At 61.2% G+C, this 26,115-nt stretch carries 26 protein-coding genes and 2 pseudogenes; 12 read left to right on the top strand and 16 right to left on the bottom strand.

What is annotated here, in order from left to right:
• Positions 1-75: 75 nt before the first annotated feature.
• The 3 genes from tkt to RZS28_RS02805 are packed head-to-tail and all read right to left on the bottom strand — an operon-like array spanning position 76 to position 4,050.
• A complete protein-coding gene (gene tkt, locus RZS28_RS02815; RefSeq protein ID WP_407339698.1) occupies positions 76-2,088 on the bottom strand; it encodes a transketolase in 2,013 nt (670 codons plus the stop codon).
• A gap of 14 nt (positions 2,089-2,102) precedes the next feature.
• Positions 2,103-2,978, bottom strand: a complete 876-nt coding sequence (locus RZS28_RS02810; RefSeq protein ID WP_407339697.1) for a phosphoribulokinase — start codon at positions 2,976-2,978, stop codon at positions 2,103-2,105.
• Positions 2,979-2,991: 13 nt separating this feature from the next.
• The gene (locus RZS28_RS02805; protein ID WP_407339696.1) at positions 2,992-4,050 is read right to left on the bottom strand and encodes a class 1 fructose-bisphosphatase; all 1,059 of its coding nucleotides are present in this window, start codon (positions 4,048-4,050) and stop codon (positions 2,992-2,994) included.
• 105 nt (positions 4,051-4,155) lie between these two features.
• On the opposite strand from RZS28_RS02805, the gene RZS28_RS02800 reads away from it, so the two are divergent.
• Entirely contained in the window at positions 4,156-5,082 is a 927-nt protein-coding gene (locus tag RZS28_RS02800; protein WP_407339695.1) for a LysR family transcriptional regulator, read from the top strand.
• 215 nt (positions 5,083-5,297) lie between these two features.
• Positions 5,298-5,546, top strand: a complete 249-nt coding sequence (locus RZS28_RS02795) for a hypothetical protein (protein WP_407339694.1) — start codon at positions 5,298-5,300, stop codon at positions 5,544-5,546.
• Between the two features lie 277 nt (positions 5,547-5,823).
• On the opposite strand, the gene RZS28_RS02790 is transcribed toward RZS28_RS02795, so the two are convergent.
• Both RZS28_RS02790 and RZS28_RS02785 read right to left on the bottom strand, forming a co-directional pair.
• Positions 5,824-6,918, bottom strand: coding sequence for an FIST C-terminal domain-containing protein (locus RZS28_RS02790; RefSeq protein ID WP_407339693.1), 1,095 nt, complete (start codon positions 6,916-6,918; stop codon positions 5,824-5,826).
• 284 nt (positions 6,919-7,202) lie between these two features.
• Positions 7,203-7,772: an invasion associated locus B family protein gene (locus RZS28_RS02785; protein ID WP_407339692.1), complete on the bottom strand. Its 570-nt coding sequence runs from the start codon at positions 7,770-7,772 to the stop codon at positions 7,203-7,205.
• Between the two features lie 318 nt (positions 7,773-8,090).
• Between RZS28_RS02785 and RZS28_RS02780 the strand changes: the two genes are divergently transcribed.
• The 3 genes from RZS28_RS02780 to RZS28_RS02770 are packed head-to-tail and all read left to right on the top strand — an operon-like array spanning position 8,091 to position 11,151.
• Positions 8,091-9,224, top strand: coding sequence for an MlaE family lipid ABC transporter permease subunit (locus RZS28_RS02780; RefSeq protein WP_407339691.1), 1,134 nt, complete (start codon positions 8,091-8,093; stop codon positions 9,222-9,224).
• Positions 9,225-9,227: 3 nt separating this feature from the next.
• Entirely contained in the window at positions 9,228-10,016 is a 789-nt protein-coding gene (locus RZS28_RS02775) for an ABC transporter ATP-binding protein (RefSeq protein WP_407339690.1), read from the top strand.
• A gap of 7 nt (positions 10,017-10,023) precedes the next feature.
• Positions 10,024-11,151, top strand: a complete 1,128-nt coding sequence (locus RZS28_RS02770; RefSeq protein WP_407339689.1) for an ABC-type transport auxiliary lipoprotein family protein — start codon at positions 10,024-10,026, stop codon at positions 11,149-11,151.
• A gap of 55 nt (positions 11,152-11,206) precedes the next feature.
• Here RZS28_RS02770 and RZS28_RS02765 read toward each other — a convergent pair whose 3' ends face one another.
• The 5 genes from RZS28_RS02765 to RZS28_RS02745 form a co-directional block, all read right to left on the bottom strand.
• Positions 11,207-11,908 (bottom strand): SDR family NAD(P)-dependent oxidoreductase, encoded by a 702-nt coding sequence (locus tag RZS28_RS02765; RefSeq protein WP_407339688.1) that lies wholly within the window; start codon positions 11,906-11,908, stop codon positions 11,207-11,209.
• 92 nt (positions 11,909-12,000) lie between these two features.
• On the bottom strand, positions 12,001-12,828 hold the full coding sequence (locus tag RZS28_RS02760; RefSeq protein WP_407339687.1) for a universal stress protein: 828 nt from the start codon (positions 12,826-12,828) through the stop codon (positions 12,001-12,003).
• Between the two features lie 380 nt (positions 12,829-13,208).
• A complete protein-coding gene (locus RZS28_RS02755; protein WP_407339686.1) occupies positions 13,209-13,949 on the bottom strand; it encodes a YkgJ family cysteine cluster protein in 741 nt (246 codons plus the stop codon).
• A gap of 102 nt (positions 13,950-14,051) precedes the next feature.
• Positions 14,052-14,363 (bottom strand): hypothetical protein, encoded by a 312-nt coding sequence (locus RZS28_RS02750; protein ID WP_407339685.1) that lies wholly within the window; start codon positions 14,361-14,363, stop codon positions 14,052-14,054.
• Between the two features lie 116 nt (positions 14,364-14,479).
• Entirely contained in the window at positions 14,480-15,478 is a 999-nt protein-coding gene (locus tag RZS28_RS02745) for an LLM class flavin-dependent oxidoreductase (protein ID WP_407339684.1), read from the bottom strand.
• 349 nt (positions 15,479-15,827) lie between these two features.
• Between RZS28_RS02745 and RZS28_RS02740 the strand changes: the two genes are divergently transcribed.
• Both RZS28_RS02740 and RZS28_RS02735 read left to right on the top strand, forming a co-directional pair.
• Complete coding sequence (locus RZS28_RS02740; RefSeq protein ID WP_407339683.1) at positions 15,828-16,691, top strand: phytanoyl-CoA dioxygenase family protein; 864 nt, start codon at positions 15,828-15,830, stop codon at positions 16,689-16,691.
• A gap of 166 nt (positions 16,692-16,857) precedes the next feature.
• Complete coding sequence (locus RZS28_RS02735) at positions 16,858-17,175, top strand: hypothetical protein (protein ID WP_407339682.1); 318 nt, start codon at positions 16,858-16,860, stop codon at positions 17,173-17,175.
• A gap of 177 nt (positions 17,176-17,352) precedes the next feature.
• Here RZS28_RS02735 and RZS28_RS02730 read toward each other — a convergent pair whose 3' ends face one another.
• From RZS28_RS02730 to RZS28_RS02710, 5 genes and pseudogenes are all read right to left on the bottom strand, one after another.
• On the bottom strand, positions 17,353-17,934 hold the full coding sequence (locus RZS28_RS02730) for a hypothetical protein (protein WP_407339681.1): 582 nt from the start codon (positions 17,932-17,934) through the stop codon (positions 17,353-17,355).
• Between the two features lie 594 nt (positions 17,935-18,528).
• Positions 18,529-18,768, bottom strand: a pseudogene (minE, locus tag RZS28_RS02725) (cell division topological specificity factor MinE); the annotation flags it as partial.
• On the bottom strand, positions 18,765-19,580 hold the full coding sequence (minD, locus tag RZS28_RS02720) for a septum site-determining protein MinD (RefSeq protein ID WP_407339680.1): 816 nt from the start codon (positions 19,578-19,580) through the stop codon (positions 18,765-18,767). The gene minD and the pseudogene minE, both read right to left, overlap by 4 nt.
• A gap of 22 nt (positions 19,581-19,602) precedes the next feature.
• Complete coding sequence (minC, locus tag RZS28_RS02715) at positions 19,603-20,322, bottom strand: septum site-determining protein MinC (RefSeq protein WP_407339679.1); 720 nt, start codon at positions 20,320-20,322, stop codon at positions 19,603-19,605.
• A 402-nt stretch (positions 20,323-20,724) separates the two neighbouring features.
• Positions 20,725-21,300, bottom strand: a complete 576-nt coding sequence (locus RZS28_RS02710; RefSeq protein WP_407339678.1) for a hypothetical protein — start codon at positions 21,298-21,300, stop codon at positions 20,725-20,727.
• A 353-nt stretch (positions 21,301-21,653) separates the two neighbouring features.
• Between RZS28_RS02710 and RZS28_RS02705 the strand changes: the two genes are divergently transcribed.
• The 5 genes and pseudogenes from RZS28_RS02705 to RZS28_RS02685 all read left to right on the top strand — a co-directional run bounded on the left by RZS28_RS02705 (position 21,654) and on the right by RZS28_RS02685 (position 25,571).
• A complete protein-coding gene (locus tag RZS28_RS02705; RefSeq protein ID WP_407339677.1) occupies positions 21,654-22,550 on the top strand; it encodes an ROK family protein in 897 nt (298 codons plus the stop codon).
• Positions 22,551-22,655: 105 nt separating this feature from the next.
• Entirely contained in the window at positions 22,656-23,636 is a 981-nt protein-coding gene (locus RZS28_RS02700; RefSeq protein WP_407339676.1) for a S1C family serine protease, read from the top strand.
• A 59-nt stretch (positions 23,637-23,695) separates the two neighbouring features.
• Positions 23,696-24,505 carry an asparaginase domain-containing protein gene (locus RZS28_RS02695; RefSeq protein ID WP_407339675.1) on the top strand — a complete coding sequence of 270 codons (810 nt, stop codon included), beginning with the start codon at positions 23,696-23,698 and terminating at the stop codon, positions 24,503-24,505.
• On the top strand, positions 24,400-24,627 hold the full coding sequence (locus tag RZS28_RS02690) for a hypothetical protein (protein ID WP_407341025.1): 228 nt from the start codon (positions 24,400-24,402) through the stop codon (positions 24,625-24,627). Before RZS28_RS02695 ends, RZS28_RS02690 begins: the two co-directional genes overlap by 106 nt.
• A 175-nt stretch (positions 24,628-24,802) precedes the next feature.
• Positions 24,803-25,571, top strand: a pseudogene (locus RZS28_RS02685) (hypothetical protein).
• 108 nt (positions 25,572-25,679) lie between these two features.
• On the opposite strand, the gene RZS28_RS02680 reads toward RZS28_RS02685, so the two are convergent.
• A complete protein-coding gene (locus tag RZS28_RS02680) occupies positions 25,680-26,009 on the bottom strand; it encodes a c-type cytochrome (RefSeq protein WP_407339674.1) in 330 nt (109 codons plus the stop codon).
• Between the last annotated feature and the right edge of the window lie 106 nt (positions 26,010-26,115).

The raw sequence follows: 26,115 nt of genomic DNA, 5'->3' as shown, positions 1-26,115 counted from the left end.
TTGGGGGCGCCGCGATGATCCCGCCAGCCATGCTCGCGCAATGAGACAATTGCTGGGGGAAGCCGGTCATGACCGTCAGGCTCGCTGACTCGCTGCGAGGGCGCGAGCCTGCGCGATGATCGCCTCGACGGTGATGCCAAATTTCTTAAAGAGATCGCCGGCGGGCGCGCTCGCCCCGAATGACGACATGCCGATGAAACCGTCCTCCGGCCCCAGCACGATGTCCCAACCCTGGCGGATCGCGGCTTCGATCCCAATGCGGGGCGCCTGGCCAAGGACGCTTCTGCGGTAATCCGAAGGCGCGGCGGCGAAGAGTTCGAAGCAGGGAACGGAGACGACCGCGGCCTTGACGCCTTCGCCGGCGAGCCGCTCCGCCGCCTCGACCGCAAGCGAGACTTCAGACCCCGTTCCGAATAACGTAACGTCGCGTCCGCCTTCGGGCTCGCGGAGCACGTAGGCGCCCTTTTCCGAAAGGTTCTCTTGGCTGTGCTCGCGCCGCACGATTGGCAGGTTCTGGCGCGAAAGGGCGATCACCGAGGGCGTCTTTTCGGCCTTCAAGGCAAGCTCCCAAGCTTCGGCCGTTTCGACCGCGTCGGCCGGACGGAAGACGAGAAGGTTTGGTATTGCCCGCAATGAGGCGAGATGCTCCACCGGCTGATGCGTCGGCCCGTCTTCGCCGAGGCCGATGGAATCATGGGTGAGCACATGGATCACGCGCACGCCCATCAGGGCGGCGAGGCGAATCGCGGGGCGGCTATAGTCGGCGAAGACGAGGAAGGTTCCGCCATAAGGAATAAATCCGCCATGCAGCGCGATCCCGTTCATGGCCGCGGCCATGCCGAATTCGCGAATGCCGTAGTGAATATAGCGGCCGGTAAAATCCTCCGGCGTCACGCTTTTCATATCAGCGGCTTTGGTATTGTTGGAGCCGGTGAGATCGGCGGAGCCGCCGATCAGATTGGGCTGCGCCGGGCTCAGCCGATCGAGCAATTTCTGCGAGGAGATGCGCGTCGCCTGCGGCGCGCCGCCTTCACTCGCCGCTTGCTTGAAGGCTTCGACCGCCGCGAAAACCGCCGGCCTTATGGCCCCCGAAAGATCGGCGTCATAATCAGCGCGGATTTTCGCGTCGAGCTTGCCGTAACGCGTTTTCCACGCGGAATGCTCGCGCGCGGCGTGCTCGGCCGCTTCGGTCCAGGCCGTGACGATATTGGCTGGGATTTCGAAGGGGTCATGCGTCCAGGCGAAGCCCGCCCTGGCGCCCGCAATCTCCTCCTTGCCGAGCGCCGCGCCATGCACCGAATGGGTTCCGGCTTTTGTCGGCGCGCCATATCCGATCACCGTCTTGCAGGCGATCATCACCGGCCGGTCGGACGAACGTGCGCTCTCGATCGCGGCGGCGATGGCGTCCGGATCATGGCCGTCGATGCGAAAGGCCCTCCATCCCGCGGCCTCGAAACGCGCCAATTGGTCGACGGAATCCGCAAGCGAGACCTTGCCGTCGATGGTGATGCCGTTATCGTCCCAAAGCAGGATCAGCTTGGAGAGCTTGAGGTGGCCGGCGAGGGCGATCGCCTCATGGCTGATCCCTTCCATGAGACAGCCGTCGCCCGAGATGACATAAGTGTGGTGATCGACAATTTCGGCGCCGTAGCGGGCCGCCAGCAGCTTTTCGGCCAACGCCATGCCGACCGCCGTCGCGAGCCCCTGTCCGAGCGGGCCGGTCGTCGTCTCGACGCCAGCCGTGTGGCCATATTCGGGATGGCCGGGCGTCTTCGAATCGATCTGACGAAAGCGCTCGAGCTCCGCCCGCGTGACGCCGGGGTAGCCCAAGAGATGCAGCAAGGCGTAGAGCAGCATCGAGCCATGGCCGGCCGAAAGAACGAAACGGTCGCGATCATGCCAGGCGGGATCGGCGGGGTCGAATTTCAGAAACCGCGTAAAGAGAACGGTCGCGACATCGGCCATGCCCATGGGCATGCCGGGATGGCCTGAATTGGCCTTTTCGACTGCGTCCATCGCAAGGACGCGCAGCGAATTCGCCATTTCGACATGGGTAGCGCTCTTGGAGGCTCTGGCGAGCACATTCATGAATTCTTGCTCCGTCAGCTTGTCCGCCGCCGCCGCTCAACGAGCTGCAGGATGAAAGGGGTCAAGATCAATTGCATTGCGAGATCGAGCTTGTTGCCGGGGATGACGATCGAATTCGCCCGCGACATGAAGCTGTCGCGGATCATCGAATGCAAATAGGAAAAGTCGATGCCGCGCGGTTTGCTGAACCGGATGATCACCATCGATTCGTCGGCGGTTGGAATCCAGCGCGCGGTGAACGGATTCGACGTATCGACTGTCGGCACGCGCTGAAAGTTAATGTCGGTCTCGGTGAACTGCGGGCAGATGTAATTGATGTAATCGGGCATGCGCCGCAAGATAGTGTCCGTCACCGCCTCGGTCGTATAGCCGCGGGTTGAGCGATCGCGATGGATCTTTTGAATCCATTCGAGATTGATGACCGGGACGACGCCGATCTTGAGATCGGCGTATTTCGGGATGTTCACCTTGTCGGTGACGAGAGCCCCGTGCAGCCCTTCGTAGAAGAGTAGCTCGGTCTTTTCCGGCAGTTGCTTCCAATCCGTGAAAGTGCCGGGCTTCGCCCCATAGAGTTCGGCCTCCTGCTCGTCATGAACATAGTGACGCGTCTTTGCGGTGCCGGTTTCGCCATAGGTGCGAAACACGTTCTCAAGTTCTTCGAGCAAGTTGGCGGAAGGCCCGAAATGGCTGAAATGCCGGTTGCCGGCGGCCTCCTCCCGCTCCATCACCTTGCGCATTTCGACGCGATCATAACGATGGAAGGCGTCGCCCTCGACATAGGCGGCCTCCACCTTCTCGCGGCGGAAGATCTGCTCGAAAGTCCGTTTGACGGAGGTCGTTCCGGCGCCGGAGGATCCCGTCACCGAGATTATCGGATATTTGGCGGACATGATGGTCTCGTGTTCAAAGACGCATGAGGCCACGCTTGCCAAACAAAGGCGCGCGCTCGGCGGAAAATTGCGGATCGCTGTGATAGCGGGCTACGAGTTCGACCGGACCGGACGAACCAAAGACCAGCGGCGTGCGCGCGTGAATATCGGATGGCGTGATGTCGAGAATTGGCCGCAAGCTATCGGTCGCCGAGCCGCCGGCCCGCTCCGCGAGCAAGGCGATCGGGTTAGCTTCATAGATGAGGCGCAGGCGCCCGTCGGCATAGCCCGGCCGCTGGTCGCCGGGGTAAAGGAAGACGCCGCCGCGCAGCAGGATGCGATAGGCCTCGGCGACCAGGGATGCGATCCAGCGCATATTATAGTTGCGCTTCAATGGTCCTTCGGCGCCCTGAACGCAATCGTCGATATAGGCGCGGATCGAAGGATCCCAATGGCGGTAATTCGAGGCGTTGATCGCATATTCGGGCGAATCATTCGCGATCCTGACGTCGGAAGCAGCTTGGTAAAAAACGCGGTCCCGCCGATCCAAAATAAAGATCTCGGTTGCTCCCGAGCCCAAGGCGAAGACGATCGACGTCTGGGGCCCATAGACCACGAAGCCGCCGGCGATCTGCGCCCGCCCCGGCTGCAGGAAATGCGCGTCGAGGTTGCTCGGGTCAGGGAGGGCGGGAAGAACCGAAAAGATTGTCCCGATCGAGACATTCGCGTCAATGTTCGAGGAGCCGTCGAGCGGGTCCATCGCGACGACGAGCGGCGCCGTCGGATCGAGCGCTAAAGATTCGCTCAGCTCCTCCGAGGCGACGGCGGCCACCGGAGCGCGCCGGAAGGCGTCCACGAATATGTCATTGGCCAGGACGTCGAGCTCCTTCTGAACGTCGCCATCCATGTTGGTGCTGGCGCGACTGGCGCCGAGACGGCCGTACAATTGGCCGAGACCGATCAGGTCGGACATTTCGACGGCGGTCGTCGCGATTTCGCGAAGCACTTTCGCAGCGGAACTCAAGCGGGCGTCTGCGGCAACGCTTTGTTCCAAAAACGTTTCCAGGTTCTGGGTCCCCGCGATCCTCGCCATGTGCGTCCTTCTTAATCTTGCATGCGGGGGCAACATCGCCCAAAGCAGAAAAAAATAAAAGTGAATATTATTGAGATTGGCCCAAAAAAAATTTAGCTTCCCTCTATGCGCCGCCTAACGCTGAAACATTTGCAGACCGTCCGCGCCGTAGCTCAAAGCGGAACGATTGTAGCCGCCGCGGCGGATCTCAAGGTCACGGCCGCTGCGCTGACGTCGCGGATCAAGCTGCTTGAGGAGGATGTCGGCGTCGCCTTGTTCGACCGCGCCGGGGGGCGGCTCTATCTGACCGACGCCGGACAGGAAGTCGTCAATGTCGCGACGCGGATAGACTTGGCCTTGGCCGAGCTGAAAAACACGCTGTCGGCCCATCGGGGCATGCACGCCGGGCGGATTACGATCGGCGTGGTGTCCACGGCGAAATATTTCGCCCCTCGCCTGATCGCGGCTTTTGCGCGGCAGAACCCGCGCATCGAGCTTTCGATCTCGGTCGGCAATCGGGCCGAGGTCGTCGCCTGGCTGCGCGACTACGCCATTGACATCGCCGTCATGGGCCGGCCGCATCTCGATTTTCCGGTCAGGAGTGAAATTTTTGGGCCGCACCCTCAAGTGGTCATCGCGCCTCCGGACCATGTTCTCGCAAAGCGCACGGGAATCGAAAAAACCGAGCTCGGCAATGAAAGCTTTATCGTTCGGGAGGAGGGGTCCGGCACGCGGAGCGTCTTCGATTATTTCTTTGACGGAATTGCTGTGCTGCCGCCGCGCGTTCATGTCGAAATCGGTTCGAATGAGACGATCAAGCAAGCCGTCATGGCGGGATTGGGCCTGACGCTCATCTCGGCCCATACGATCGAGGCGGAAGTGACCGAAGGGCGTCTCGCGATCCTCGATATCGTCGGCCTGCCGATCATTCGCCAATGGTTTGCGGTTCACCATGGCAATCGGGAGCTGTCGCCGCCCGCCCACACCATGTGGGACTTCATTGTGCAGGAAGGGCGTAGCTTTCTTCCGAAAATCGCGCTGCCGCCCGAATGACCGCCCGACTTCTGTGAATTCGGCGGGGCGGGGCCGTCGCGCCGTGATAAATCAGCCATTTCTCATTTAGTGGCGCGACGTTAGTGGATGCGTTCTCCGATCGATCGCCTTGTCTTCCGCTATAGCTTTGTTTAGACGTTCCTCTTCTAAGGATTGCGGCCAAAGGTCGCATGAAGGCAAAAAGCAAAATTCCTTAGCGGAAACAGGGAGGACAGATGAGAGTGACCATTTGCCGCGTGATCCTCGGCGCTTTGGCGTTGACGATTTCAGCGACCAGCATGACGACCCCGGCCGAGGCGAGGCGATCGCACGCTTACTGCCATGCGCGTAACGTCGCGAAGGGCGCGCGCTACGCTGTAGTCTTCATAGAACGCCATGAGCCGTCTGCGACGGTCCAAGCCCAGCAAAGCTCCGCAGTCTGCGGCACGCTGCCTTGCCTTGTGAGGGCCAATTTCGCCAGATGATCGCCGAGGCCGAAAACCGGCGCCCCGCTCCCGCCTTTGGGCCTGAAAGATAGATCGGAATCGGCCTTTCTGCGGCTAAACAGGCTGCAAAGAAAGTCGCCCCCCAGGTTCACGCCTTCATCATCTATGGAATGGCCGAGCTTCGGCCGCGCGACCGAAGTGACGGGAACCGCGGCGGCCTCAAGCGCGGCCCGCGCCTTCGCCAGGGAGGCGATGGGCGTCACCGGGTCGGCGTCGCCAGCGGCGGCTCAGCAGACGGCGTCGTCCCGCGGGCCGATCAAAAAAGGGCGAGAACGCCGGTGTAGCCGTAGATGCGGTCTCCGGCGATCTCGCCATTGGCGTAAAAGCCGACGAGCGGCGCCTCGCCGAGCGCGGATTGAATGAGCTCGACTTCCTCATTGGCGGAATCGAACAGGTTTGGGCCGCGCGCGCAGCATGATACATAAAGCGCGCCCCGCAAGTTCGGGGTCCGCCTGCGCAGCTTTTGCGCCATAGCCGAAAGATCCTTCGTCGCGGCGGCGCGGTCGCGGCGGCAGAAGAACATCTTTTGCCCCGGCTCTATTTGATCGGAGATTGCAATCCGGCCGCTTTCGGCGTCGATGCCGGTAATATTGCGCACCACATAATCGCCGGTGTCGCAATTAGGCGCCGGCAGGCCGACATGGAGCGACAAGAGGAGCTTGCGCAGATCGCTCTCCCGCGCCACCGCGAGATCATTCAGCAAAGCGCGGAGCGGGGTTTCGCCGTCGAGCTTGGCGACAAGTCCATCCTCCACGGCGTCGATCGTGCGCACCGGGCCAATCGCGCTGCAGCCTTGCGAGACGCCGATCGCGATCTCGACGTCGGGGCTGAGCAGCAGACCGGACGCGCCGCTTTCCGCCACCGCGCCCGCCACCTGATCGAATTGCCGGGTGCGCGACGCCGTGAGTCCGCCGACGAGATAGGCGCCGGAACTGGCCGCGAGCCCGCGCAAAGCGTCCTCAAAGGGGCGGCGCGGATCGACATGGACAATCGCCGTCGGCAGTCCCGCCGCGCCGTCGGTGGCGAAACTTTGCGCGGGCTCTCGATCGTAGAGCTTGAATTGATCCTCGGGCCAATTCGCGATCATCGCTGCGATCGCTGGCTGATTGTAAGCGGCCTCCCGCCCCCCGATGACGCCGAATCCGATGGTTCCAACCCAGTTTTCAACGCCGGTCTTTTGGGCAAGCGTCGCGACGACAGGGCCGAGGCCGGTCTTCAGCCGATCGGTGACGTAAACGAAACCGACGGACCCGCCGCCGCCTTTGGCGGCGAGATCGTCGGCGAGGCGATCGACGGCGCGCGTAGGGTCGTCATCGATGACGAGCGCCGCCCGAAAATGATCCGATGACATGGCGGACGCGCTTTCTCCTCGAGCCCTCGGAAGAGGCGGTCGCCGGGCGCATTGTCGGCGAACGAAGGGCGGGAGCGTATAGGGCGACGGCGCGGCGCGCAAGAAAGGCTTGACGCGGAAGCCATGAATGGATCGCCCCGGCAAGGCGCCGATATGCCCGCGCGCGAACCATCCATTGGCGTGGACTTAAACGTCTGATCGCGTCTTTGTTGTGGCCCGGGGAGCCGGCTCGGACTCGCAGCAAGCTTGGCGAGCCTTGTTCGACACGGCGCTGCCTTCGAACGCTATTTGTCTTGCCGCTTGAAGAAAGCGTCGAGCGCCTTATCCAATCCTCGATATGAAAACTGGAGCGACGCCGGCTTGCCTGCGGCGTCCTCAAAATTGAGCTGGCCCGTTTGAAGCGGCGATCGAAAGTTCTGGACCTGATCCTTCGTCAGCTCCGCCTCTGCGATGCACGCAGCCGGCACGCAAGACTTGAAGGGGAGATCGACGGCGGGCTTGCCGGGGTCGAGATCGATCCGCACGCCCGTATGAAACGAAACGTTCACCGGCACGAGCGCAACGATTCGCGTCGGTTGGTCCTTCGCAGGGCTGGCGAAGGCGATTTTCGCGACGGGCCCAGGCTGGCCGCGAACCGTCAAAGTCGCGTCGACCTCGCAAAAGCGCTCGCTGGAGCCGCCTGGCAGGACGCCGCAGACCATTGACCAATCGTCGAAGGTCTCGGTCGTGGAGTCGGGCGCCTGCTGCGCCTTTGGGGCTTCGGCCGGCTTTTGCCCCTTCGCGCGCGTCTGGGCCTGTCCGATGAGGGGCGAAAGAAGCCCGATGCTGATGGCGGCTATGAATATCCGTCGCATTGACCCACGATCTGAAAAATTGCTTCGACTGGGGCCAAGCTATTGGCCCAAAATTTTGGGCCAAGCAAGTTGCATCGACACAACCCGCATTTATACGGTCCGCGGCATTTCAACCATGTCAAGTTGGCGCAAGTCTATTGCGCAAATCTGGCGCATCAAATGAATCACCGCCCCGACATGCGCCGGCGGCGCGGATCTCAAATCCCAGCGAGGGCGATGAAAAATACAGCCTAGTCCAGTTGGATCGAAGCCTTAAAACGCGCTAGGATCTTACGTCGTGAAGGCGCGGGCGGCGCGTCATGCAATCGGAGCGAAATATTGGCGCCCGAACTGATCGTCAAAGGTGCAAGCGCCGGGGCGCGTCTTGAAGTTTTCGCCTCCGGCTCCTGGACCTCGGCTCACGCCGCCGAGCTTGAACAGAAGATAGATGCGATCAAACTCGATGCGCCGGGCTCCGGGCGGCTCGATATAGACATCGCCGGCGTTGGCGAACTCGACACATTTGGCGCATGGCTGCTCGAGCGCCTCGCCCGCGCGTTTATCGCGCAGGGCTATGATGCGCAGCTCGCCGAAGTCTCCGGCCGTTTTCGGGGTTTGCTCGACGAGATTCATGCCTGCGGCCGAACCAAGCCCGCGATCGTCAAGCAAAATCCGATTCTTGCTAAGCTCGAAGGCATTGGCGTCGCGGCGACCGAGTTCGGTCAAGACCTTATTCGTCTGATTGATCTGCTGGGACGCTTGTGCAGCGTAATCGCGCTGGTCTTTCGGCATCCGAGCCGGTTTCGCTTCGCCTCCGCCGTCCATCAACTTGACCGCGTAGGCTGGCAGGCGTTGCCCATTATCTTTCTGATCACCCTTCTGATCGGAGCGATCATCGCGCAGCAGGGCATTTTCCATTTCCGCAAATTCGGCGCCGGCGATTATGTCGTCGATCTGGTCGGCATCCTGGTGCTGCGCGAACTCGGCGTGCTCATCGTGGCGATCATGGTCGCTGGCCGCTCGGGCAGCTCCTACACCGCCGAGCTCGGCTCCATGAAGATGCGCGAGGAGATCGACGCCCTGCGCACGATGGGTCTCGACCCGGTCGAAGTGCTCATGTTGCCGCGAATCGTGGCGCTGGTTTGCGCTTTGCCCATCCTCACCTTCTTCGGCTCCATGTGCGCCCTTTACGGCGGCGGATTGGTGGCCTGGCTCTATGGCGGGATGAGTCCTCCGATCTATATCGCTCGCCTCAAGGAGGCGGTCTCAGTGACGCATTTCGAGGTCGGTATGATCAAGGCGCCGTTCATGGCCTTGGTGATTGGCCTCGTCGCTTGCTCGGAAGGATTGCAGGTCGCAGGCAGCGCGGAATCGCTCGGCTTGAAGACGACTGCCTCAGTCGTGAAGTCGATCTTCTTGGTGATCGTCATGGATGGGTTTTTCGCGATTTTCTTCGCGTCGGTCGGGATGTGATTGATGGGCTCTTCGCCTGAGCAGTCGGTCATACGCGTCCGTGATCTCGTGGTCGGATTTGGCGATCAGACAGTGCTCGACGGCGTGTCGTTCGACGTTCGCCGCGGCGAGATCTTAGGGATCGTCGGCGCGTCCGGCGGCGGCAAGTCGGTCCTGTTGCGCACGATCATCGGCCTCATCCGCAAGCGGCGGGGCAGCATCACGGTTTTCGACATGGATCTCGATCGCGCATCGCCGCAGGACATGCAGGCGGTGGAGCGGCGTTGGGGCATTCTCTTCCAGCAGGGCGCGTTGTTCTCGTCCCTGACTGCACAGGAAAATGTGCAGTTTCCGATGCGCGAGCATCTCGATCTTTCAATGACGCTTCTCGAGGAAGTGTCGGCGGCCAAGCTCGAGATGGTCGGCATCGGACCGAGCGACGCTCGCAAACTGCCGGCGGAGCTCTCCGGCGGCATGGTCAAGCGCGTCGCGCTCGCCCGCGCGCTCGCGCTCGATCCCGAGATTGTCTTTCTCGACGAGCCGACTTCCGGCCTCGATCCGATCGCCGCGGGCGAGTTCGACTCCCTGATCGCCACCTTGCAGCAGACCCTTGGCCTGACTGTCTTCATGGTCACGCATGATCTCGACAGTCTCCACGCGGTCTGCAATCGCATCATAGTTCTTGCGGACCGGAAGATCGTCGCAGCGGGGCCGATCGCGGCGATGCTCAGTTCCGAGCATCCCTGGGTCAAAGCTTATTTTCGCGGCAAACGCTCCCGTGAAGGGGCGGGGACGTCTGTGGCGACGCATTGAGGTCTCGATGGAAACGCGCGCGCGGTATGTACTCGTTGGCCTGTTCGTCCTTGTCGCGAGCCTGGCCGGCTTTGGATTCGTCTATTGGCTCCATGCGACAGGCGGCCTCGGCGAGCGCGCGGCCTATCGCGTGCGTTTCGAGAATACGGTCTCGGGATTGCGGACCGGCGCCGCGGTTTCCTTCAACGGCATCCGCGTCGGCGAAGTCACCAATCTTCAGTTGAATGCGGAGAACCCGCATCAGGTTTTCGTGACGATCGCCATCGATCCATGGACGCCGATCCGCGCCGACACCCAGGCCCGGATCGACGTTCAGGGACTGATGGGCAGTCCATCGGTCAATCTCAGCGGTGGTTCGCCCAATCTGCCTGTGCTGAAGGCGTCGCAAGGGGAACCGCCGCCGGTGCTGATCGCCGACGCCGCCGCCGGCCAAGACCTGACGCAATCAGCCCGCGCTGTGCTCGGTCGGATCGACAAGATTCTCGCCGAAAATTCGGATTCGCTCCATGACGCGATTGCGAATTTCGATACGTTCTCCGGGGCGCTGGCGCGCAATTCAAAAGGCATTGACGGCATCGTCGCCGGTCTTGAAAAGACGTTCGGGGGCGGCGCGTCGAAAGGCCCTCTGCCTACATATGATCTGACCGCCCCGCATGTCGCCGTTGCGCCTTCCAAAAAGCCCGGCAAGGAGCTCGTGGTGGCGGATCCGACGACTTTGGTCAGGAACGACACGCAAAGAATCATAGTCGTCGCAAGCGATGGGCAAAGCTCCTTCCTGGACAACGCCCAATGGGCCGATAGCGCGCCGAAGGTCATTCAGGCCAAGATCATTCAGAGCTTGGAGAACGCCAATTTCCTGGCCGGCGTCGGACGCCCTTCCGATAATTTGACCACGGATTATCAGCTTCTGGTCGATCTCCACAGCTTTCAGATCTCGCTCGGCTCTCCGCCGAAGGCGACGATCGAATTCATGGCCAAGATCGTCGGCCAGAATGGACGGATCATAGACGCCAGATTGTTCAGCGGAGAAGCGCCGGTCGCGGCGATGGATCCGGTTGCGGCGACCGAAGCGCTCAATCAAGCCTTCATGCAGGCCGCGACTCAGCTCGTCCAGTGGACGGCGCAAAAGATATGATCGCCGGCTCCAACAAGGGACGGTTCTGTCGCTGCGGACGGCCCGAATGTTGAAGTTAGAATTTTTCGACCCAGGGCCGCAACTCGACCTCGAAGGTCCAGGCGCTGCGCGGCTGCGACAGGATGTTGAAATAGGTCTGCGCGATCGCATCGGGGTCGAGCAGGCTGTCTGGCTGGTTAGGCGGCTCCTGCCATGATGGATGGCGAATGCCGCCGTCGATGACGAAATGGGCGACATGAATGCCCTGCGGCGCGAGTTCGCGCGAGATGCTCTGGGCGAGGCCGCGCAGCGCGAATTTTCCCATCGCGAAAGGCGCCGATTGCGGATAGCCCTTGACGCTCGCCGACGCCCCGGTGAAGAAAATGGCGCCATGGCGATGCGGCAGCATTCGCCGCGCCGCTTGCTGCGCGACGAGGAATCCGCCAAAGGCGCCGACCGCCAGGCTGCGTTCGACATCCAGAGGATCGAGAGCGACCAGCGGACCCCGCGCGCGAGCGGCGGCGTTATAGATCACGACATCGGGCGCGCCGAGCTCTCGATCGACCGCCTCAAAGAGTTTTGCGACCTTCGTCCGGTCCGAGGCGTCGGCTTGAAAGACCTTCGCGCCAATCTCCGCGGCAAGCGGGCCTAGCTTGTTGACGTCGCGCGCGGCGAGCCCGACGCGAAACCCATGCTTGGCGAACAGGCGCGCGAGGGCCGCGCTGAGCCCGCTGCCGGCGCCGACGATCAGCACGGTCGTGAAACGCGGCTCAGCCATGGCGGCCCTCCCACCGGACCCCGTTCAAGACCGATCGACTAAATCGGTCACGCGACAAATCGGCTCCTGTTTATCGCCAGCGCCGGTCTTATTCAATGCGAGAGCAAGGAGCAGCGCGGCGTCCGCGTGATGAGGTCGCGGGTCACGCCGCCGAGAATCCATTCACGGAATCTGCTATGGCCGTAGGCTCCGGCGACGATGAGATCAGCCTCTTCCTGGCGGGCGAGCGCGTTGAGCTCGTCGGACGTTCTTTCGATCGCCCCTTGCACGATGCCGGAAGCCTTCACGCCATGACGCTCGAGCCAGGCGATGACGTCGTCGACGCGCGCGTGCGCGGCGGATGGATCCTTGCTTTCGTCGATCTCCGCGACAATGGCCTTCTCGCATTTCGAGAGGAGAGGCAGGGCGTCGAAAACCGCGCGGCGCGACTCCCGTGTGTCTTTCCAGGCGACCAGGATTCGCTTGGCCGTCAGGGGTTCGGCTTCCTGCGGGACGACGAGAACGGGTCTGCCGGCAAAGGTGACAAGATCGCTCGGGATCAGCTGCCTTAGAGGGTCGAGGGACTCGTCGGCTTGGTGCGCGCCGATGATGATGAGATCGGCGGCGCGGCTTTGTTCGGCGACATAGCTGGTCGGCTGCGTCAGCGCCGACCTCCATTCGATGTGCGCCGTCCGTCCCGCGAGGCCGGCGCGAAACTGCTCTTCGGCCGACTTCAGGCGGGTTTCGATATCCGCTCTGTCTTGCTCGATGAGCTCATCCGTGACGAAACCCTCGGTGAAATAGAGCGGTATGGTCTGCGAACGGGCCGCGACGCCAATGACGCCCGCCTGGAAGCGCTCGGCGAGATCGCCGGCGATTTTCAGCCGCGCGTCATTTTTCTGATCGAGGTCGAGATGCACCAGCAAAGTTTTGTAGGACAAGGGCTAGTCTCCACTGAGAGCGGCGATGGCGCATGCGATGAATCGGCGCGCCGGTTCGGCGAGTGAATATGTGATTGAGAAAAAAATGCGGCGGCTGTCCAATCCGCCGCGCGCGGGAAGCGCTCCAAATCGACTTTATGGACTTCTACGCCGCAGCATCAGGCAGCCGCCTTGATCTTGGTCAAGTCGGATGCGCGCCCGTCGCGAATATTGCGCGTGGCCTATCGCTGGGCTTCGCTTTCTATTGGACAGATTAATGCGGGCCGAGCAACCGGACCGTCTGGCGGAGCCGGTTTCTTGCTTGGATCGACGCGCCCGCCGGCAGGCGATCGGTCAGATCAAGCGAGCTTGGCCAGAGTCCGCCTAAGGCGAACCTGCTCTCAGGCGGCGACCGCCTTTATGGCGTCGAAGGTCTCCGCCATTTCCTCGAGGCTCACATCGTTGATCGCCGCGGATGCGAAGACGTCTTCGCCATTGATCCAGCCTCTTTCACAGGCCTCATCCGAAAGGGCGATCTGCAAGCTTTGGTTGAGTTCATATGTGGCCCAGGCGAGCCCTGCGTCGCGTAGCGCCGCCTGCATCGAATTTTGCACCAGGCTTCGAACTGTCATATGCAACGCTGAGATCGGAACGTCGCAAGAGCGCCCTGCCAAGGCGTCGACGCAGGCGCGTTCATCAAAGGATGCATGCCCGCGACAGGCCAAAGGGCGGACAGAATAAATGGAGCATAGGTCTTGATCGATGAAGGGGCAGGCAAGTCCTGCGAGCATTCGCTGCAGCTCGTCGAGACGCTTTGTCGCGCGATCGGCCTCGGCGATTCTATGCCTGAGCTCGTCCGCCATCTGTTGTGACAATGACCGGATCGTTCGAGCGATCAGAAGGATTTCAGGCGCCGTCGCCGCCACGCGAATGGTGCAGCAGCTGGAGCACCCCCCGCGGCAGGCGACGGCGGCCTCGCAGTCCGGCGGCTGTTCGACATTGCGTTCGAAGCTCTCGAAGGCGTTCTCCAAAAGCCCCTCGATTGGGTCCTGCCTATCGGGCGTAGCGACGAGTTGCGCGCCAAAGGCCCGATGCATCGTTTTGAAGAACGCCAGAGGATTGGACTGGTCGAGGATCGCCATGGTCGCTTCTCGTCGAGATTGGCATCGCCGTCATTACGGGGCAGGACGATGGAACCTCGCGGTTCCCGCCCTGGCGCCCGACTTGCTTATTAACTTGTGCGATCAAGCTTCGTTGGCTTGCCAGATCGCGTCGAATTCATTGCTTTGAATGCGGAAGACGCCGCGTCCGCCGGCCAGGGCCTGATAGCTGGACGGAGCCTCGCGGCAGAGGAGATCGAACCAATCCTGCGGGTCGACGCGGTCGGGCCGATGATTGACAGTGTTCACGCGGCCATTCGGATGGAAGCGGACATGAATGATCACTTGGCTGCGTGTTCCTTCGCCCGGGCCGGGAGCCGGCGAAGCGACTTTGCTCGCCGGTGAAACCCTAGTTTTGCTGGCCAGCGCCGTCGCCGAATCCATATTCTCCGCCATTCAAAGACCCTCCTTTTGCAATATGAACGCCGCATGAAACGCGACGGTCATTCGTATGAATGTAGTGTTTGCGACAAGTCAACCTGAATTCTCCAAGAGCGACGATCCGCCGCTTTTCACGCTGCGACCTCCATGGCGGGCCGGATTTCGCGTGCAAATAGAGCGAGATCGGCCTTTCGTTTGGCGAAGTCGCGGCTGACGGGCGCGAGAATGACGCTCGTCGGCGCGACCCTGCGTTCGATGTCGTAAATTTTGGCGCGGATATCCTCGACCGTGCCAATCAAGGAGTCCGCGATCAGGCGGCCAAGCTGGAACCAGGGCATCCAGACCTGCTGCGCGGGAGCCGCCTTGGCCAAGGCCCGCTCAAACCGGGGCGCGAGCATGTGGGCCGCCTCCTCGACCGCTTGGTCATGCGTCGCGCCGATGTGAAAAAAGCGCATCGCGACGAGCCCGCCGCCTTGGCCGGGCGACAGCTCGCGAAAAAGACGCATGACCTCCGCGAGGTCGTTGAGCGCGAAGAGAGGCTCCGCGATGACGCCACATTCATGCTGCGCCGCAAATCGTAAGAAGTTCAATTCGGAGGACGCGACATAGGTCGGGATCGGCGTCTGGATTGGCCTTTGCTCAAGGCGGACACGATCGGCGTTATGGAACTGGCCCGCGAACGTGACCCTCTCCTCGCTGAGAAGGCGTTGAACGAAAGTCAAGCTCTCCAAGGTTCTCGCTCCGGTCGCAGCGGGCAGGGCGCCCGAATGCTTGCAAAGCTTGCGTTGAACCGGAAAGCTCCGGCTCTTGCCGAAGGCGAAGTCGAGCCGTCCGCCACAAAGGAGATCGAGACGCGCCACATCATTCGCGACGGCGATCGGATTGCGCCAAGGCGAGGCGAGAGCCAACGAGCCAAGACGGATTCGCGTCGTGCGCGCCGCTAGTTGCGACAGCATTGAAAAATGCGCAGGCGCCGCCTCTCCCTGATTGAGAGGCTGCTCGCCGACCCAGGCTTCGTCGAACCCAAGCGACTCCGCGTGCTGAATAAGCTCTGCACTCTCCGCAAATCCGGCGGCGGCGGAAAGCGCGCCGCCTGAAGGATCGCAGTTGGAGAAGAGGCCAGTTCGCATCGTATCTCTCAAAAAAGGTCAGGCGCGCGGGTGGCCCCGCGAGGATCAAGAAGTCCTGCCCGCGCGCCCGCCCTCGAGAGGCTGCGACGGAGCCGCCTTTCGGTGGGCGCGCCGGCGGCGGCTCCTGCATGCGTCTCGCGATGCGAAATAGCTTGCGCATCGTTATGTAGTCTTATTACATAATAACAGGCGCGTCACGCTTTTTTTTGATGCGCGTGAATATTTGCGAGCGGCCGCGCCAAGCTTGAGGCGGAGGGCGCGCGACGGCGATTGCGCAAATCCTATATCGTAGATGATATGGCTTTCGCAATAGTCACAGGGCAATGGCCACGGAAAGGCGGGAATGCCGATGGATTGGCGTGAGGAATATAGCGATTTGGGGTTTATCGTCGTCGAGAACGTCTTCTCGCACGCTCTCATCGACGCCCATCTCGTCGAGGCGACGGCGCTGCTGCGCGAATACGGGGCCTTTGACGCCGCGACCATGGCGGCGCTGCCGATTGCGGCCGACGATGCGCTGATGGTCGCAATGCTCAATTTGCACCAACGCAGCGAAATCGCCCGCCGTCTCCTCGCGAGCCCGATCATCCGGTCGATTTTGCGCCAGCTTTTCGAGGCGGAGCCGGTTCTCGCCTTCGCCCGCAGCGCCTTGTGGCAGCCGGAAGACATGCTGGCCCATGTCGACACGGCCTTCCGCTCGCCCGATCCGCCCTATTCGATATGCCGGACCTGGTGCGCGCTCGAAGACATCCATCCTGACAGCGGGCGCTTCTATCTCGTTCCCGGCACGCACCGAAGTCTCGCGCCGCGCCTTTGCGGCGAGGTCCTCAATGAGCGAGCGGATTTGCTCGCCCTCTTCGAGCAGCTTGCCGATGCGCCGGAGTCATGGCGCCGTCTTCATAACCTGGCCTGGCCTTTTGTGAGCGCAAAAGTGGCGGAACGGATCGAGCCCGACGAAAGAATTGCGCTGGACTTGAAGAAAGGCGATGTCGTGTTCTTCAATCCTGCGGTGGCGCATGGCGCTTTGGCTTGCGCCGACGCCAGTTTGACCCGCAAAATGATGATTTGCGAATGGGCGGCGCAGCGAGCCTCGGGCTTCGAACGCGGCGAGCCGTTCGCATCGCCGTTCGCTCATCCGCGGCCGATTTCGACGCAGCAAGACAATCTCATCGACATCAGGCCGATTCTTGCGGCGCGCGCCGCTTCCCGCTAAGCGACCCGCGAATGCCGGCGCAGAGTTCGCCCCGAGCCCCGTTTGCCGGGCGGATCGCAGGGGCCCGCTGCTGCGAGAGATGTCTTATTGCTTTGATTCTCGTTGGCGTGTTTCTTGCGCTGGGAGACTCCAATGCGAAGCGGCTCTCCTTCTCCTAAAAGGCGTAATGATGCGAAAATGGGACGTACTTTTCACCGCCACCAAGATTTCCAAAGGCCTCGAACTCGACCTTTTCGAGAATCCGGAGACAAATGAAGAGCCGCCGCCGGGATTGAGCCCTTATGACATGTTGAACTTTGACGTCGTGTCGAGGAGAACGCGCTTTGAAGGAACCGTGCTCGAGGTTCGCGACACCGGCGAGGCGATCATCGAGGCCCAGGGCGCGCGCTGGCGCATTTCGCCGGCGACGGAGGCGGACGTTGTGCATCCCGTTCGGACGCATATGCGCGTCCATATTTGGATGGTTAGAGAGCAGATCCAATAATCCGTTTGCGCCTGCTCCGATGTTTGGCTGCGCCGTTGAGCCGCCGCGCCCAATGCGCGCCAGCAAGTCGGACCGCGAGCCAAAAACTGCGCCGCAGAACATGGTCAGCGGCGCAGTTTTTATCAGCCTGGCTAAGGCGCGAGACAGGACGCGCGCGGCTAATCCACGGCGACTCGATTACAGCTTGATCGCTTGGCAGCTCTCGGTTTCCGGCCAGGTCGTCTGCGCGGCGTTGGTCTTGTTGAAGACAACAGCGGGATCAGATTCGCCAGGCACAGGCTGAGAATCATAGGAAAGCTTGTAGGAAGTTTGATTGGCTTCCGCCGCGCCGTTCGCGTTCACGGTGTTCACTGGAACAAAAACAAAGGCGTTGAGTTCAGCCTTGCTGTTGTGCGGGACGGACTTGGGCGTAATCCCGGCGCCGCCGAGGTCCTGCAGGAATTTCGTGTTCTCTGAAACAAACTGCCGTTTCCAGCCGCCAACCCACTCAGCTTTTTGTTTCTCCGTGGATTGATCCACGTAAAGACGCGTTGGAATAAAGAGGAAATTGACATTGCCCTGCGAATTGTCCACCGCCTCAATCTTGAAGATGACATAGGCTTGGTTGGGCCTTCCCGTCACCGCGCCATATCCGTTGCAGGCGCCAACCTGCTGATAGGCAACGGTTGCGGTGCCGACTTGGCCAAAACCGCATCCAGCGAGCGCGACGCACGATGCAGCTATCAATGGAAGCGGTGAGAAATACGGCCTTAAAGTCATTATAGCGATCCCTTTTGATCTTGGTTGAACGAGGCCGAACGAGGACCGCGCCGGCTGCGCTCATCCCATGATCGATCCTTGGCATTGGGCCAGCAGGATCAGCGCGTCAGGCGCCGCACGGACCGTATTGCAGGCCCCGGCGTCGAGTTTCCTCCCCCAAGCGACCGTCTACAGGGATTTATGCTGCTCAGGAAGCAAAAAACCCGGCATTGTTCTGGATCAATAAATCGTGTCTGGGGGAGCGTGGGGGTGGCCTGACCTCTCGGCGAGGGCAGGGCTCCGCCGGCCAGCGGCGTCGCGCGCCCCTTCTCGGGCGCGCCGACAGCGCGGTTCCGCAGCATGCCACGCCCGATATACTATGATGTGGAAACCGCCTTGCGGCGGCTGCGGTCAACCATTCGCCTCCGCCGGAAGCTCGACCGGGGCAGCTTGCTCGGCGTCCGGCTTCACGGGCGCCGGCTTTTCGACCGCGGGCGTCTCGGCCGCGGGCTTTTCCGCAACCTGCGTGACCACGTTCAGCTTTGTCGCGCCATTCGGCTTCGCCGCGGCCTTCGGCTTCGGCGTGTTCAACGTGAGATTGACGCACATCGGCGTTGGAATTTCGACCTCGACCTCGAGCGTCGAAACAGCGTCGCCGCGCTCCATCTTGACCTTTATGGCCTCGGGCTCGACCGGGAAATGCTTCGCGATCACAGCGACGATCTCATCCTGAAGAATGGCGATCAAGTCAGATTTGCCGACGACCGCGCGCTCATGGGCGAGCAGGATTTGCAGGCGCTCGCGGGCGACAGGCGCAGTGGAGCTCGGCCGTCTGAAAAAGCTGATCAGGTTCATGCGGCCCTCCGTCCGAATAGCTTGCCAAACAGGCTTTTCCTGTCGCTTGGAATCGTCATGCCGAGGGTTTCGCCGTTCAAGCGCCTTGCCGCATCGAAATAGGCGCGCGCGGGCGCGCTTGTTGCGTTGGCGAGGGTGACGGGCGAGCCGACATTGGAGGCCCGCAGCACTTCCTCACTTTCCGGCACGATCCCCAGAAGCGGGATGGAGAGAATCTCCAGCACGTCTTCGATATTCAGCATCTCGCCGCGTTCGGCGCGCGCCGCGTCATAGCGGGTAAGCAGAAGATGCTTTTCAATTTGCTCGCCTCTTTCCGCCATCACGGTCTTGGAGTCGAGCAGGCCGATGATGCGATCGGAGTCGCGCACAGACGAGACCTCGGGATTGGTCACGACGATTGCGACGTCGGCGTGCCGCATAGCGAGCGTGGCGCCGCGCTCTATGCCGGCCGGGCTGTCGCAGATGATCCAATCGAATTTCTCTTTCAGCTCCTCGATGACCTGAGACACGCCTTCATCGGTCAAAGCGTCCTTGTCGCGCGTCTGTGAGGCCGGAAGCAGGGAAAGCGTCGGGACGCGCTTGTCGCGAATGAGAGCCTGAGCGAGCTTGGCGTCGCCGTTCACGACATTGATCAGATCGTAGACCACTCTGCGTTCGGCCCCCATCACGAGATCGAGGTTGCGCAAGCCGACGTCGAAATCGATGAGGACGACGTTCTTGCCGCCTTGCGCGAGGGCTGCTCCCAGCGCCGCTGTGGATGTCGTCTTGCCGACGCCGCCTTTGCCGGATGTGACGACCAAAACCTTGGCCATTGCGTTATCTCCCTGTTCGACTTCAGTCTTGAGCTGTCACCATCACCGAATCGCCGTCGAGCCAGACTTGGACGGACCGGCCGCGCAGATGCGGCTCCATGTCGTCGGCAGTCATGTAGAGGCCATCGATTGCAAGAAGCTCGGCTTCGAGCTTGCGGCAGAAAATCCGAGCGCGCGGGTCGTCAGCGCCGGCGATCGCGCGCCCACGGAGCGTCCCATAGATGTGAATTGAGCCGCCGGCGACGATCTCGGCGCCTGATGCGACGGAGCCGATGACGATCACGTCGCCTTGAAGATGTTCGATATATTGGCCGGAGCGGACTGGGCTATCGAGCAACAGCGAATGCGGGCGCAGAGGCGGTGGCGGGGCGGCGGGGGTAGGATCGTCATTGTCGAGCGCCGCGATCACGCGATCTGGCGCGCTCTCCTGGCGTCCGCCGCTCGTGAGCAGCGGCGGCAGCGCGGGGTCGAGCCAGGATCGATCGCCGCCCTCCAGCCCCAGGACTTGAATTTTTCGCTCGCCCAGATCCTTCGTCAATCCGAGCAGGTCGGCCTCGCTCCAGTCGTTCGACGAAAGGTCGAGCACGATGGGTCGGCCAACGAAAAATTCGGGCGAGCGCTCAAGCCATGCGTCGAGCTCGGCGAGCCAGTCCGTGAGGGGCGCCTCAGGCGCGAGCGCCATCGCATGAAACGAGCGGCTATGAAAACGGATCGAGTGACGCGGGCGGGCTGCGATTGTCACGAGGGGGCCTCAAAAGTCTGCTTCGTTTATTTACGCAACGTATGGTTAACGAGCAGTTAAGCTGTCCCTTGCAAGAAGACTCAATTTTTCCGGCGCCGTCATTTCATTTCAGCTGATCAAGGGCACGAGCCGTTTTGGAACGCGCGGCGCGGATTTGGGATCGGACTGGACCGTCGCGTAGAGTGGCCGACGATCTTTTTGAGCAAACCCCAATTTTTCAAGGTTGAATATAAAGCGAGCTAGGAGGACCCATAAGGGACTGCGAACCGACTGAATGCGAATGGATAGAGAGAGACTAGGACGTCCCCTGCCAACAAGCTGAATTGAGGTGCGTTTGCTGCAACATTTTTCCTCCCCTTTCTAAGTCGCGCTTGAGCTTGAGGGCGTAAAATTTGAGGATATCTAATTTGACGGGCCGATAAACAAATCGAAATCAACATCCTTTATTCCAAGGGAACTCATGAGTGTCTCTGAAATAATCCATGGAACATATTTGACTTTAAACCCACATTTTTCAAAGATACTTGAGAATTTTTTTGATTTATCAGATCTGTTATTAGCGTTTATATCCCCTATCATAACGCCGACATCTTCATATTTTGCTGTTCCTGCCATGAATAAAATGGGATCTATGCCGACTCGCAAAAATAATCTCTGGAACTCAAGCATATATTTTGTAGATTCTTCATCTCTAAACGAAGTAAGGGCCACTTTCGGAAAATCAGCTAATATATCTTTCAGATTTGAAATAAGGCATATTCTTTGAGTTTCCGTAAGATGCCTGCCGCTAGCAGATGATTCAGTTACACCTTCTATTTTGTTAGATCTTTCAAGCATTTCATTGCGCTGTCTAAGATTTTCGATTGTGGCGTCTTTAATTCTCAGCTCTGGTTCATGCAGCCATTGAAATACTGTCATTGCGCACATTGCGATGATCGTGCTTCCAAACATATAAGCTAGCGGTGCTTTCTTGATCACTTGCCACTCCGTGGCAAAGTGATGTGCAAGCCATCGGAGCCATTTAATACCTTCTGGCGGGTCCGGTGGCTCAGGAGCTGCCGAAAGATTTGGGATGTCCGATTCTCCAACCATAGTGGGCAGCGTGACTCAGGCCTGCAACAACCGCAAGCTATCAACCCGTCTCCAGACAACGGCGCGCAGCGCGGCGCCTTCCTCACTCACTAACTCGTTTCAGAGTAAGATGGATGTGGTCGCTAAATCGCTTGTGGCGTTTGGGCCATGATTGAGACCGGGTTCCCGCTTCATCCCAAATTGCTTTAAGTGTGGCGCAGCGTCAGCGCGCGCCTCCGGCCGCCGAGACTGGGACTGCAATGCGAATCGGAATCGACCTGGGCGGCACGAAGATCGAGGCGATCGCGCTCGATGAAGGCGGCGCGCCGCTGTTGCGCCGGCGTTCGCCCACGCCTGCGGGCGATTACGACGGCACCCTACGCGCCATTGCCGAGCTCGTGGCCTTTGTCGAAAAGGAATTCGGAGGACATGGCTCCGTCGGCGTCGCGTCGCCCGGAGCGATCTCGGCGCGGACGGGCCTCATCAAGAATTCGAACAGCACGGCGCTGAATGGAAGGCCGCTTGAACGCGATCTCTCGGAGCGGCTCGCCCGGCCGATCCGGCTCGAGAATGACGCCAATTGCTTCGCGCTGTCCGAGGCGGTTGACGGCGCCGCGGCAGGCGCCCGCATCGTGTTCGGCGTCATCCTCGGCACGGGGGTCGGCGGCGGCCTCGTCATCGATCGGATGGTTGTAACGGGACGCAACCGGATCGCGGGGGAGTGGGGCCACAATCCTTTGCCGTGGGCGCGCGACGACGAGCGGCCGGGAGCGCCCTGCTATTGCGGCAAATCCGGCTGCATCGAGACGTTTCTGTCCGGCGCGGGTCTCGCGCGGGATTATCTCGCCCGCACCCACAGGACCCTTTCCACACAGGAGATTGCTATGGCCGCCGTAAACGGCGATCCCGATGCAGGCGCCTGCCTCGCCCTCTATCAGGATTGGCTGGCGCGCGGGCTCGCGTCCCTCATCAACGTGGTCGATCCGGATGCAATCGTGCTCGGCGGCGGCCTCTCCAACGTCACGCAGCTTTATGACGGCCTTCCGGCGCTGATCTCGCGCTATGCCTTTTCCGACGGCGTCGATACGCCGATCCTGCGCGCCCTTCATGGCGATTCGAGCGGGGTGCGCGGCGCGGCCTGGCTATGGCCGGCTTGATCCGAGCGATGCGCGCAAGATCTGCGTAACTGTCGCGGATCGCCGCTGTTGCAAGGCGTTCTTATTCTGGCAAAATCCAACTTTCAGGATCGTGTGGAGCTTTTGATGGCGGACGTGGAAGACGACTGGGAAGCGCCGCGCAGCGCGCAGCCCCAGCCGGGCAATTACGCCTTCGATCTCGACCGGGCGCTCGCTTCCGTGGTCGGCCTCAGCGCGCGGATCCCGCCGGACGCGTTCACCGCCGCGACCCTGGGCGTCGAGCGGGCTGGGAACGGCGTGCTGATCGGCGAGGACGGAGTCGTTTTGACCATTGGCTATCTCATCGCCGAGGCGCAGGAGATCTGGCTCACCACCGGGAAAGGCCGCGTCGCGCCGGGGCATGTTCTCGGCTACGACCAAGCGACCGGCTTCGGCCTCGTCCAAGCGCTTGGGCCGCTCGATATTCCCGCCTTGCCGCTCGGCGATTCGCGCAGCGTGACGCTCGGCGAACGAGTCGTGATCGGCGGCGCCGGCGGACGCCGCCGATCCGTCGCGGCCCATCTCGTCGCAAGACAGGAGTTCGCGGGATATTGGGAATATGTTCTCGACGAGGCGCTCTTCACCGCGCCGGCGCATCCGAACTGGGGCGGGACGGCAATGATCGGCCCTAAAGGCGACTTGCTGGGGATTGGCTCTCTCCAGGTCCCGCATCAGGTTCACGGCGAGCAGGTCGTTCCGCTCAATATGGTGGTGCCGATTGAGCTTATGCCTCCGATCCTCGACGATCTACGGACGCTCGGTCGCGCAAACCGCCCGCCGCGCCCTTGGCTCGGGCTCTTTGCCGCGGAGGTCGACGGCAAGGTCGTTGTTGTGGGATTCGCCGGCAAATGCCCGGCGCAGCGCGCGGGCCTCCACGAGGGAGACGCCGTCCTCGCTGTCGCAGGGGCTCCCGTGCAGGGCCTGGCTGATTTCTTCCGCCGCATTTGGGCCTTGGGAAACGCCGGAGTCGAGGCGCCGCTGACGCTCGACCGGGAAGGCGACGTGTTCGAAGTCCGCATCACATCCGCCGATCGGCGGCTTCTCCTCAAGACCGCGCGATTCCATTGAAAGACGCGTCTTCAAAACGCGCTCGCCTGACCATCCTTTCCACAGGCGGCACGATCGCCATGACCGCGGAAAGCGCCCAGGGCGCTGCCACGCTGAAACTCGGCGCCGCAAGCCTCGCCGCCGCCGTCCCGCAACTCGTCGAGCTTGCCGAGATCGAAGCGCGCGACGTGCTGGCGAAGCCGAGCGCCAGTTTCACGCTTGCCGACATCGTCGCGATCGCGAAGGCCGCCGCCAACGCCGCAACGGCGTGTGAGGGCGTCGTCATCACGCATGGCACGGACACGTTGGAGGAGACGGCCTTCGCGCTGTCCTTGCTCGCGCAAGTCGAAGCGCCCATAGTCTTGACGGCGGCCATGCGGCGGGCCGATCAGCCGGGCGCGGACGGGCCCGGCAATCTCCTGGCCGCATGCCGGGTCGCTATCTCGCCGGCGGCGCGCGGCAAAGGCGTTCTCGTCGTCGTCGACGATGAAATTCACGCGGCGCCTCTGATCCGCAAGGTCCATAGTTTCCGGCCTCACGCCTTTTCCTCTCTGCCTTTCGGTCCGATCGGCTATGTCGCCGAAGACCGCGTCCGCTTTGCGCTCGCGCCGGCGAGCCGTCCGCCGAGGCTGGCCTATGGCGCGGGAGCCCCGGTCGTTCCCATCCTTGAGGCGGGGCCGGGGCTCGAACCGCAAACGGTCGAGGCCCTCGCCGCCGGCGCAATCGATGGTCTCGTGCTGAGCCTTCCGGGGCGGGGCATGTCGCAGCCGAAGCCGCGCCCGCTCTGGCGGGGCTGGCGGAACGCATTCCGGTTGTTTTCGCGAGCCGGACGGGGGCTGGCGAGACGCTGCGCGCGTCCTACGCTTATCCAGGCGGCGAGATCGACCTGATCCGGCGCGGGCTCATCCCCGCCAATGGGCTCGACGCCCGCAAGGCGCGGATTGCGCTGCAATTGGCTCTGTCCAATCGCGCCGGCCGTGCCGAGGTCCGCGCCCTCTTTGATTGCTTTTGATAGAGAAAAACGGTGCGCGCCGACGCGAGAGTGGACGAGTTCGAAGGTCTGTGATGGGTGGATTCCGGCCTGTCTGCAACATGGCGATGCGCTCGCGAAAACAAACATGGCGGCCGCTCATTGACCACGGCTCAGCTTTGGCGGATTCTCCTCCATTCCGCGCAGGAGGAGGCCATTGAGTATATATGATAGTTGGCGCTTTATGAAAGAATTGAAAGCTAAGCCGGAGAACTTCTACATCATCCACTATTCCTGTCAAAGTCTTCAACGAAGCGCTGTCACCACGTATAACTTCTATCGCTATAACTCATTATGCGACTGAGCAGACCGTTAGCTTCTCCACGCATTCTATAGCTGAGGAACTTCACATTCCTCGCGAGTCGGTCAGAGATCGGTTCGATGAGGTGGAGCATAAGCTCTTACAGGATTTCTATGCGTTCATTCGCGATAGGCGGGATAAATATTGGGTGCATTGGAATATGCGAAACCTGACCTTTGGTTTCGAGCACCTTGAACATCGATACCGCGTTCTTGGCGGCAGTGACGCACCTATCATACCGGTCGAAAGACGATTAAATTTGAACGATTTGCTATCTGATCGCTATGGCAGTGGATACGCGAGCCATCCGAAAATGAAGTCGTTGATGGAACTGAATGGTGGCGTGCATCGTCACTTCCTCACCGGCGAAGAGGAGGTCCGCGCCTTTCAAAACAATGAATTTATAAGGATGCACAACTCGACCCTTGCGAAGGTCGGCTTCTTTTTTCATGTTATTCGGTCTCTTGTAAAAGGAAAGCTAAATACAGCATCGCGTGGCTGGGGAGTTGTCCTGGACAAGCTGTTCGAAGGAAGGATAGCTAAGACCGTTGGCCTGTTTGGTACAGCGATCACTATTATCGTTGGCCTTTGGCAGACTGGCATTTGGCTGGGATTGATGAAATAGCATTCAATGTTGGGGGTGAACGTCTGCTTCCGGGCCCAGCCTATATCGCTTGCCACGACCGGCAAGGGTCGGAACGTGACCTTCAACAGACCCGCTGTGGCCGCCGCTCTATTGCTCTTTCAGGCTCAAAATATAAGCGATGACGTCATCGGCTTCCTGGCGCGTCAGTTGGAAGTTGGGCATGTTGTCATGGCTCGACCGCAAGAACACGTTGAGCGCAAGGGCTGTTGTTGACGGCAGGTTGGCGACTTGCGGAAAGCTCGGCGCATCTCTGTTTGCGCCAGACCCTTGCGAATCGATTTGGTGGCAGGCGGCGCACCAGGTCTCAGCGATCCGCCGGCCGGACGCAACGTCTCCCGGCGAGTCCTGACCGAATGCCGGCGTCATGACGGCGATAGATGATCCGATGGCGAGTGCATACAGCAGTGCAAGACGCATGGCCCGTTGCCTTCATTGTTTGGTGCGCGATTCAGATTGGCGCTTTGCGCGCTGCCAGGGCCTTTCCCGCTCCCCGACATGACGCTTCGGCGCATCCGCATTGGCG

The sequence above is a fragment of the Methylocapsa polymorpha genome (genome assembly GCF_045689225.1).
GTDB lineage: Bacteria > Pseudomonadota > Alphaproteobacteria > Rhizobiales > Beijerinckiaceae > Methylocapsa > Methylocapsa polymorpha.
This window is presented reverse-complemented; position numbering and strand designations above follow the sequence as displayed.

Excerpts from the sequence above, each read along its gene's own strand:
- tkt (WP_407339698.1), bottom strand. The coding sequence starts at position 2,088 with ATGAATGTGCTCGCCAGAGCCTCCAAGAGCGCTACCCATGTCGAAATG.
- RZS28_RS02810 (WP_407339697.1), bottom strand. The coding sequence starts at position 2,978 with ATGTCCGCCAAATATCCGATAATCTCGGTGACGGGATCCTCCGGCGCC.
- RZS28_RS02805 (WP_407339696.1), bottom strand. The coding sequence starts at position 4,050 with ATGGCGAGGATCGCGGGGACCCAGAACCTGGAAACGTTTTTGGAACAA.
- RZS28_RS02800 (WP_407339695.1), top strand. The coding sequence starts at position 4,156 with ATGCGCCGCCTAACGCTGAAACATTTGCAGACCGTCCGCGCCGTAGCT.
- RZS28_RS02795 (WP_407339694.1), top strand. The coding sequence starts at position 5,298 with ATGAGAGTGACCATTTGCCGCGTGATCCTCGGCGCTTTGGCGTTGACG.
- RZS28_RS02790 (WP_407339693.1), bottom strand. The coding sequence starts at position 6,918 with ATGTCATCGGATCATTTTCGGGCGGCGCTCGTCATCGATGACGACCCT.
- RZS28_RS02785 (WP_407339692.1), bottom strand. The coding sequence starts at position 7,772 with ATGCGACGGATATTCATAGCCGCCATCAGCATCGGGCTTCTTTCGCCC.
- RZS28_RS02775 (WP_407339690.1), top strand. The coding sequence starts at position 9,228 with ATGGGCTCTTCGCCTGAGCAGTCGGTCATACGCGTCCGTGATCTCGTG.
- RZS28_RS02770 (WP_407339689.1), top strand. The coding sequence starts at position 10,024 with ATGGAAACGCGCGCGCGGTATGTACTCGTTGGCCTGTTCGTCCTTGTC.
- RZS28_RS02765 (WP_407339688.1), bottom strand. The coding sequence starts at position 11,908 with ATGGCTGAGCCGCGTTTCACGACCGTGCTGATCGTCGGCGCCGGCAGC.
- RZS28_RS02755 (WP_407339686.1), bottom strand. The coding sequence starts at position 13,949 with ATGGCGATCCTCGACCAGTCCAATCCTCTGGCGTTCTTCAAAACGATG.
- RZS28_RS02750 (WP_407339685.1), bottom strand. The coding sequence starts at position 14,363 with ATGGCGGAGAATATGGATTCGGCGACGGCGCTGGCCAGCAAAACTAGG.
- RZS28_RS02745 (WP_407339684.1), bottom strand. The coding sequence starts at position 15,478 with ATGCGAACTGGCCTCTTCTCCAACTGCGATCCTTCAGGCGGCGCGCTT.
- RZS28_RS02740 (WP_407339683.1), top strand. The coding sequence starts at position 15,828 with ATGGATTGGCGTGAGGAATATAGCGATTTGGGGTTTATCGTCGTCGAG.
- RZS28_RS02735 (WP_407339682.1), top strand. The coding sequence starts at position 16,858 with ATGATGCGAAAATGGGACGTACTTTTCACCGCCACCAAGATTTCCAAA.
- RZS28_RS02730 (WP_407339681.1), bottom strand. The coding sequence starts at position 17,934 with ATGACTTTAAGGCCGTATTTCTCACCGCTTCCATTGATAGCTGCATCG.
- minD (WP_407339680.1), bottom strand. The coding sequence starts at position 19,580 with ATGGCCAAGGTTTTGGTCGTCACATCCGGCAAAGGCGGCGTCGGCAAG.
- RZS28_RS02705 (WP_407339677.1), top strand. The coding sequence starts at position 21,654 with ATGCGAATCGGAATCGACCTGGGCGGCACGAAGATCGAGGCGATCGCG.
- RZS28_RS02700 (WP_407339676.1), top strand. The coding sequence starts at position 22,656 with ATGGCGGACGTGGAAGACGACTGGGAAGCGCCGCGCAGCGCGCAGCCC.
- RZS28_RS02695 (WP_407339675.1), top strand. The coding sequence starts at position 23,696 with ATGACCGCGGAAAGCGCCCAGGGCGCTGCCACGCTGAAACTCGGCGCC.
- RZS28_RS02680 (WP_407339674.1), bottom strand. The coding sequence starts at position 26,009 with ATGCGTCTTGCACTGCTGTATGCACTCGCCATCGGATCATCTATCGCC.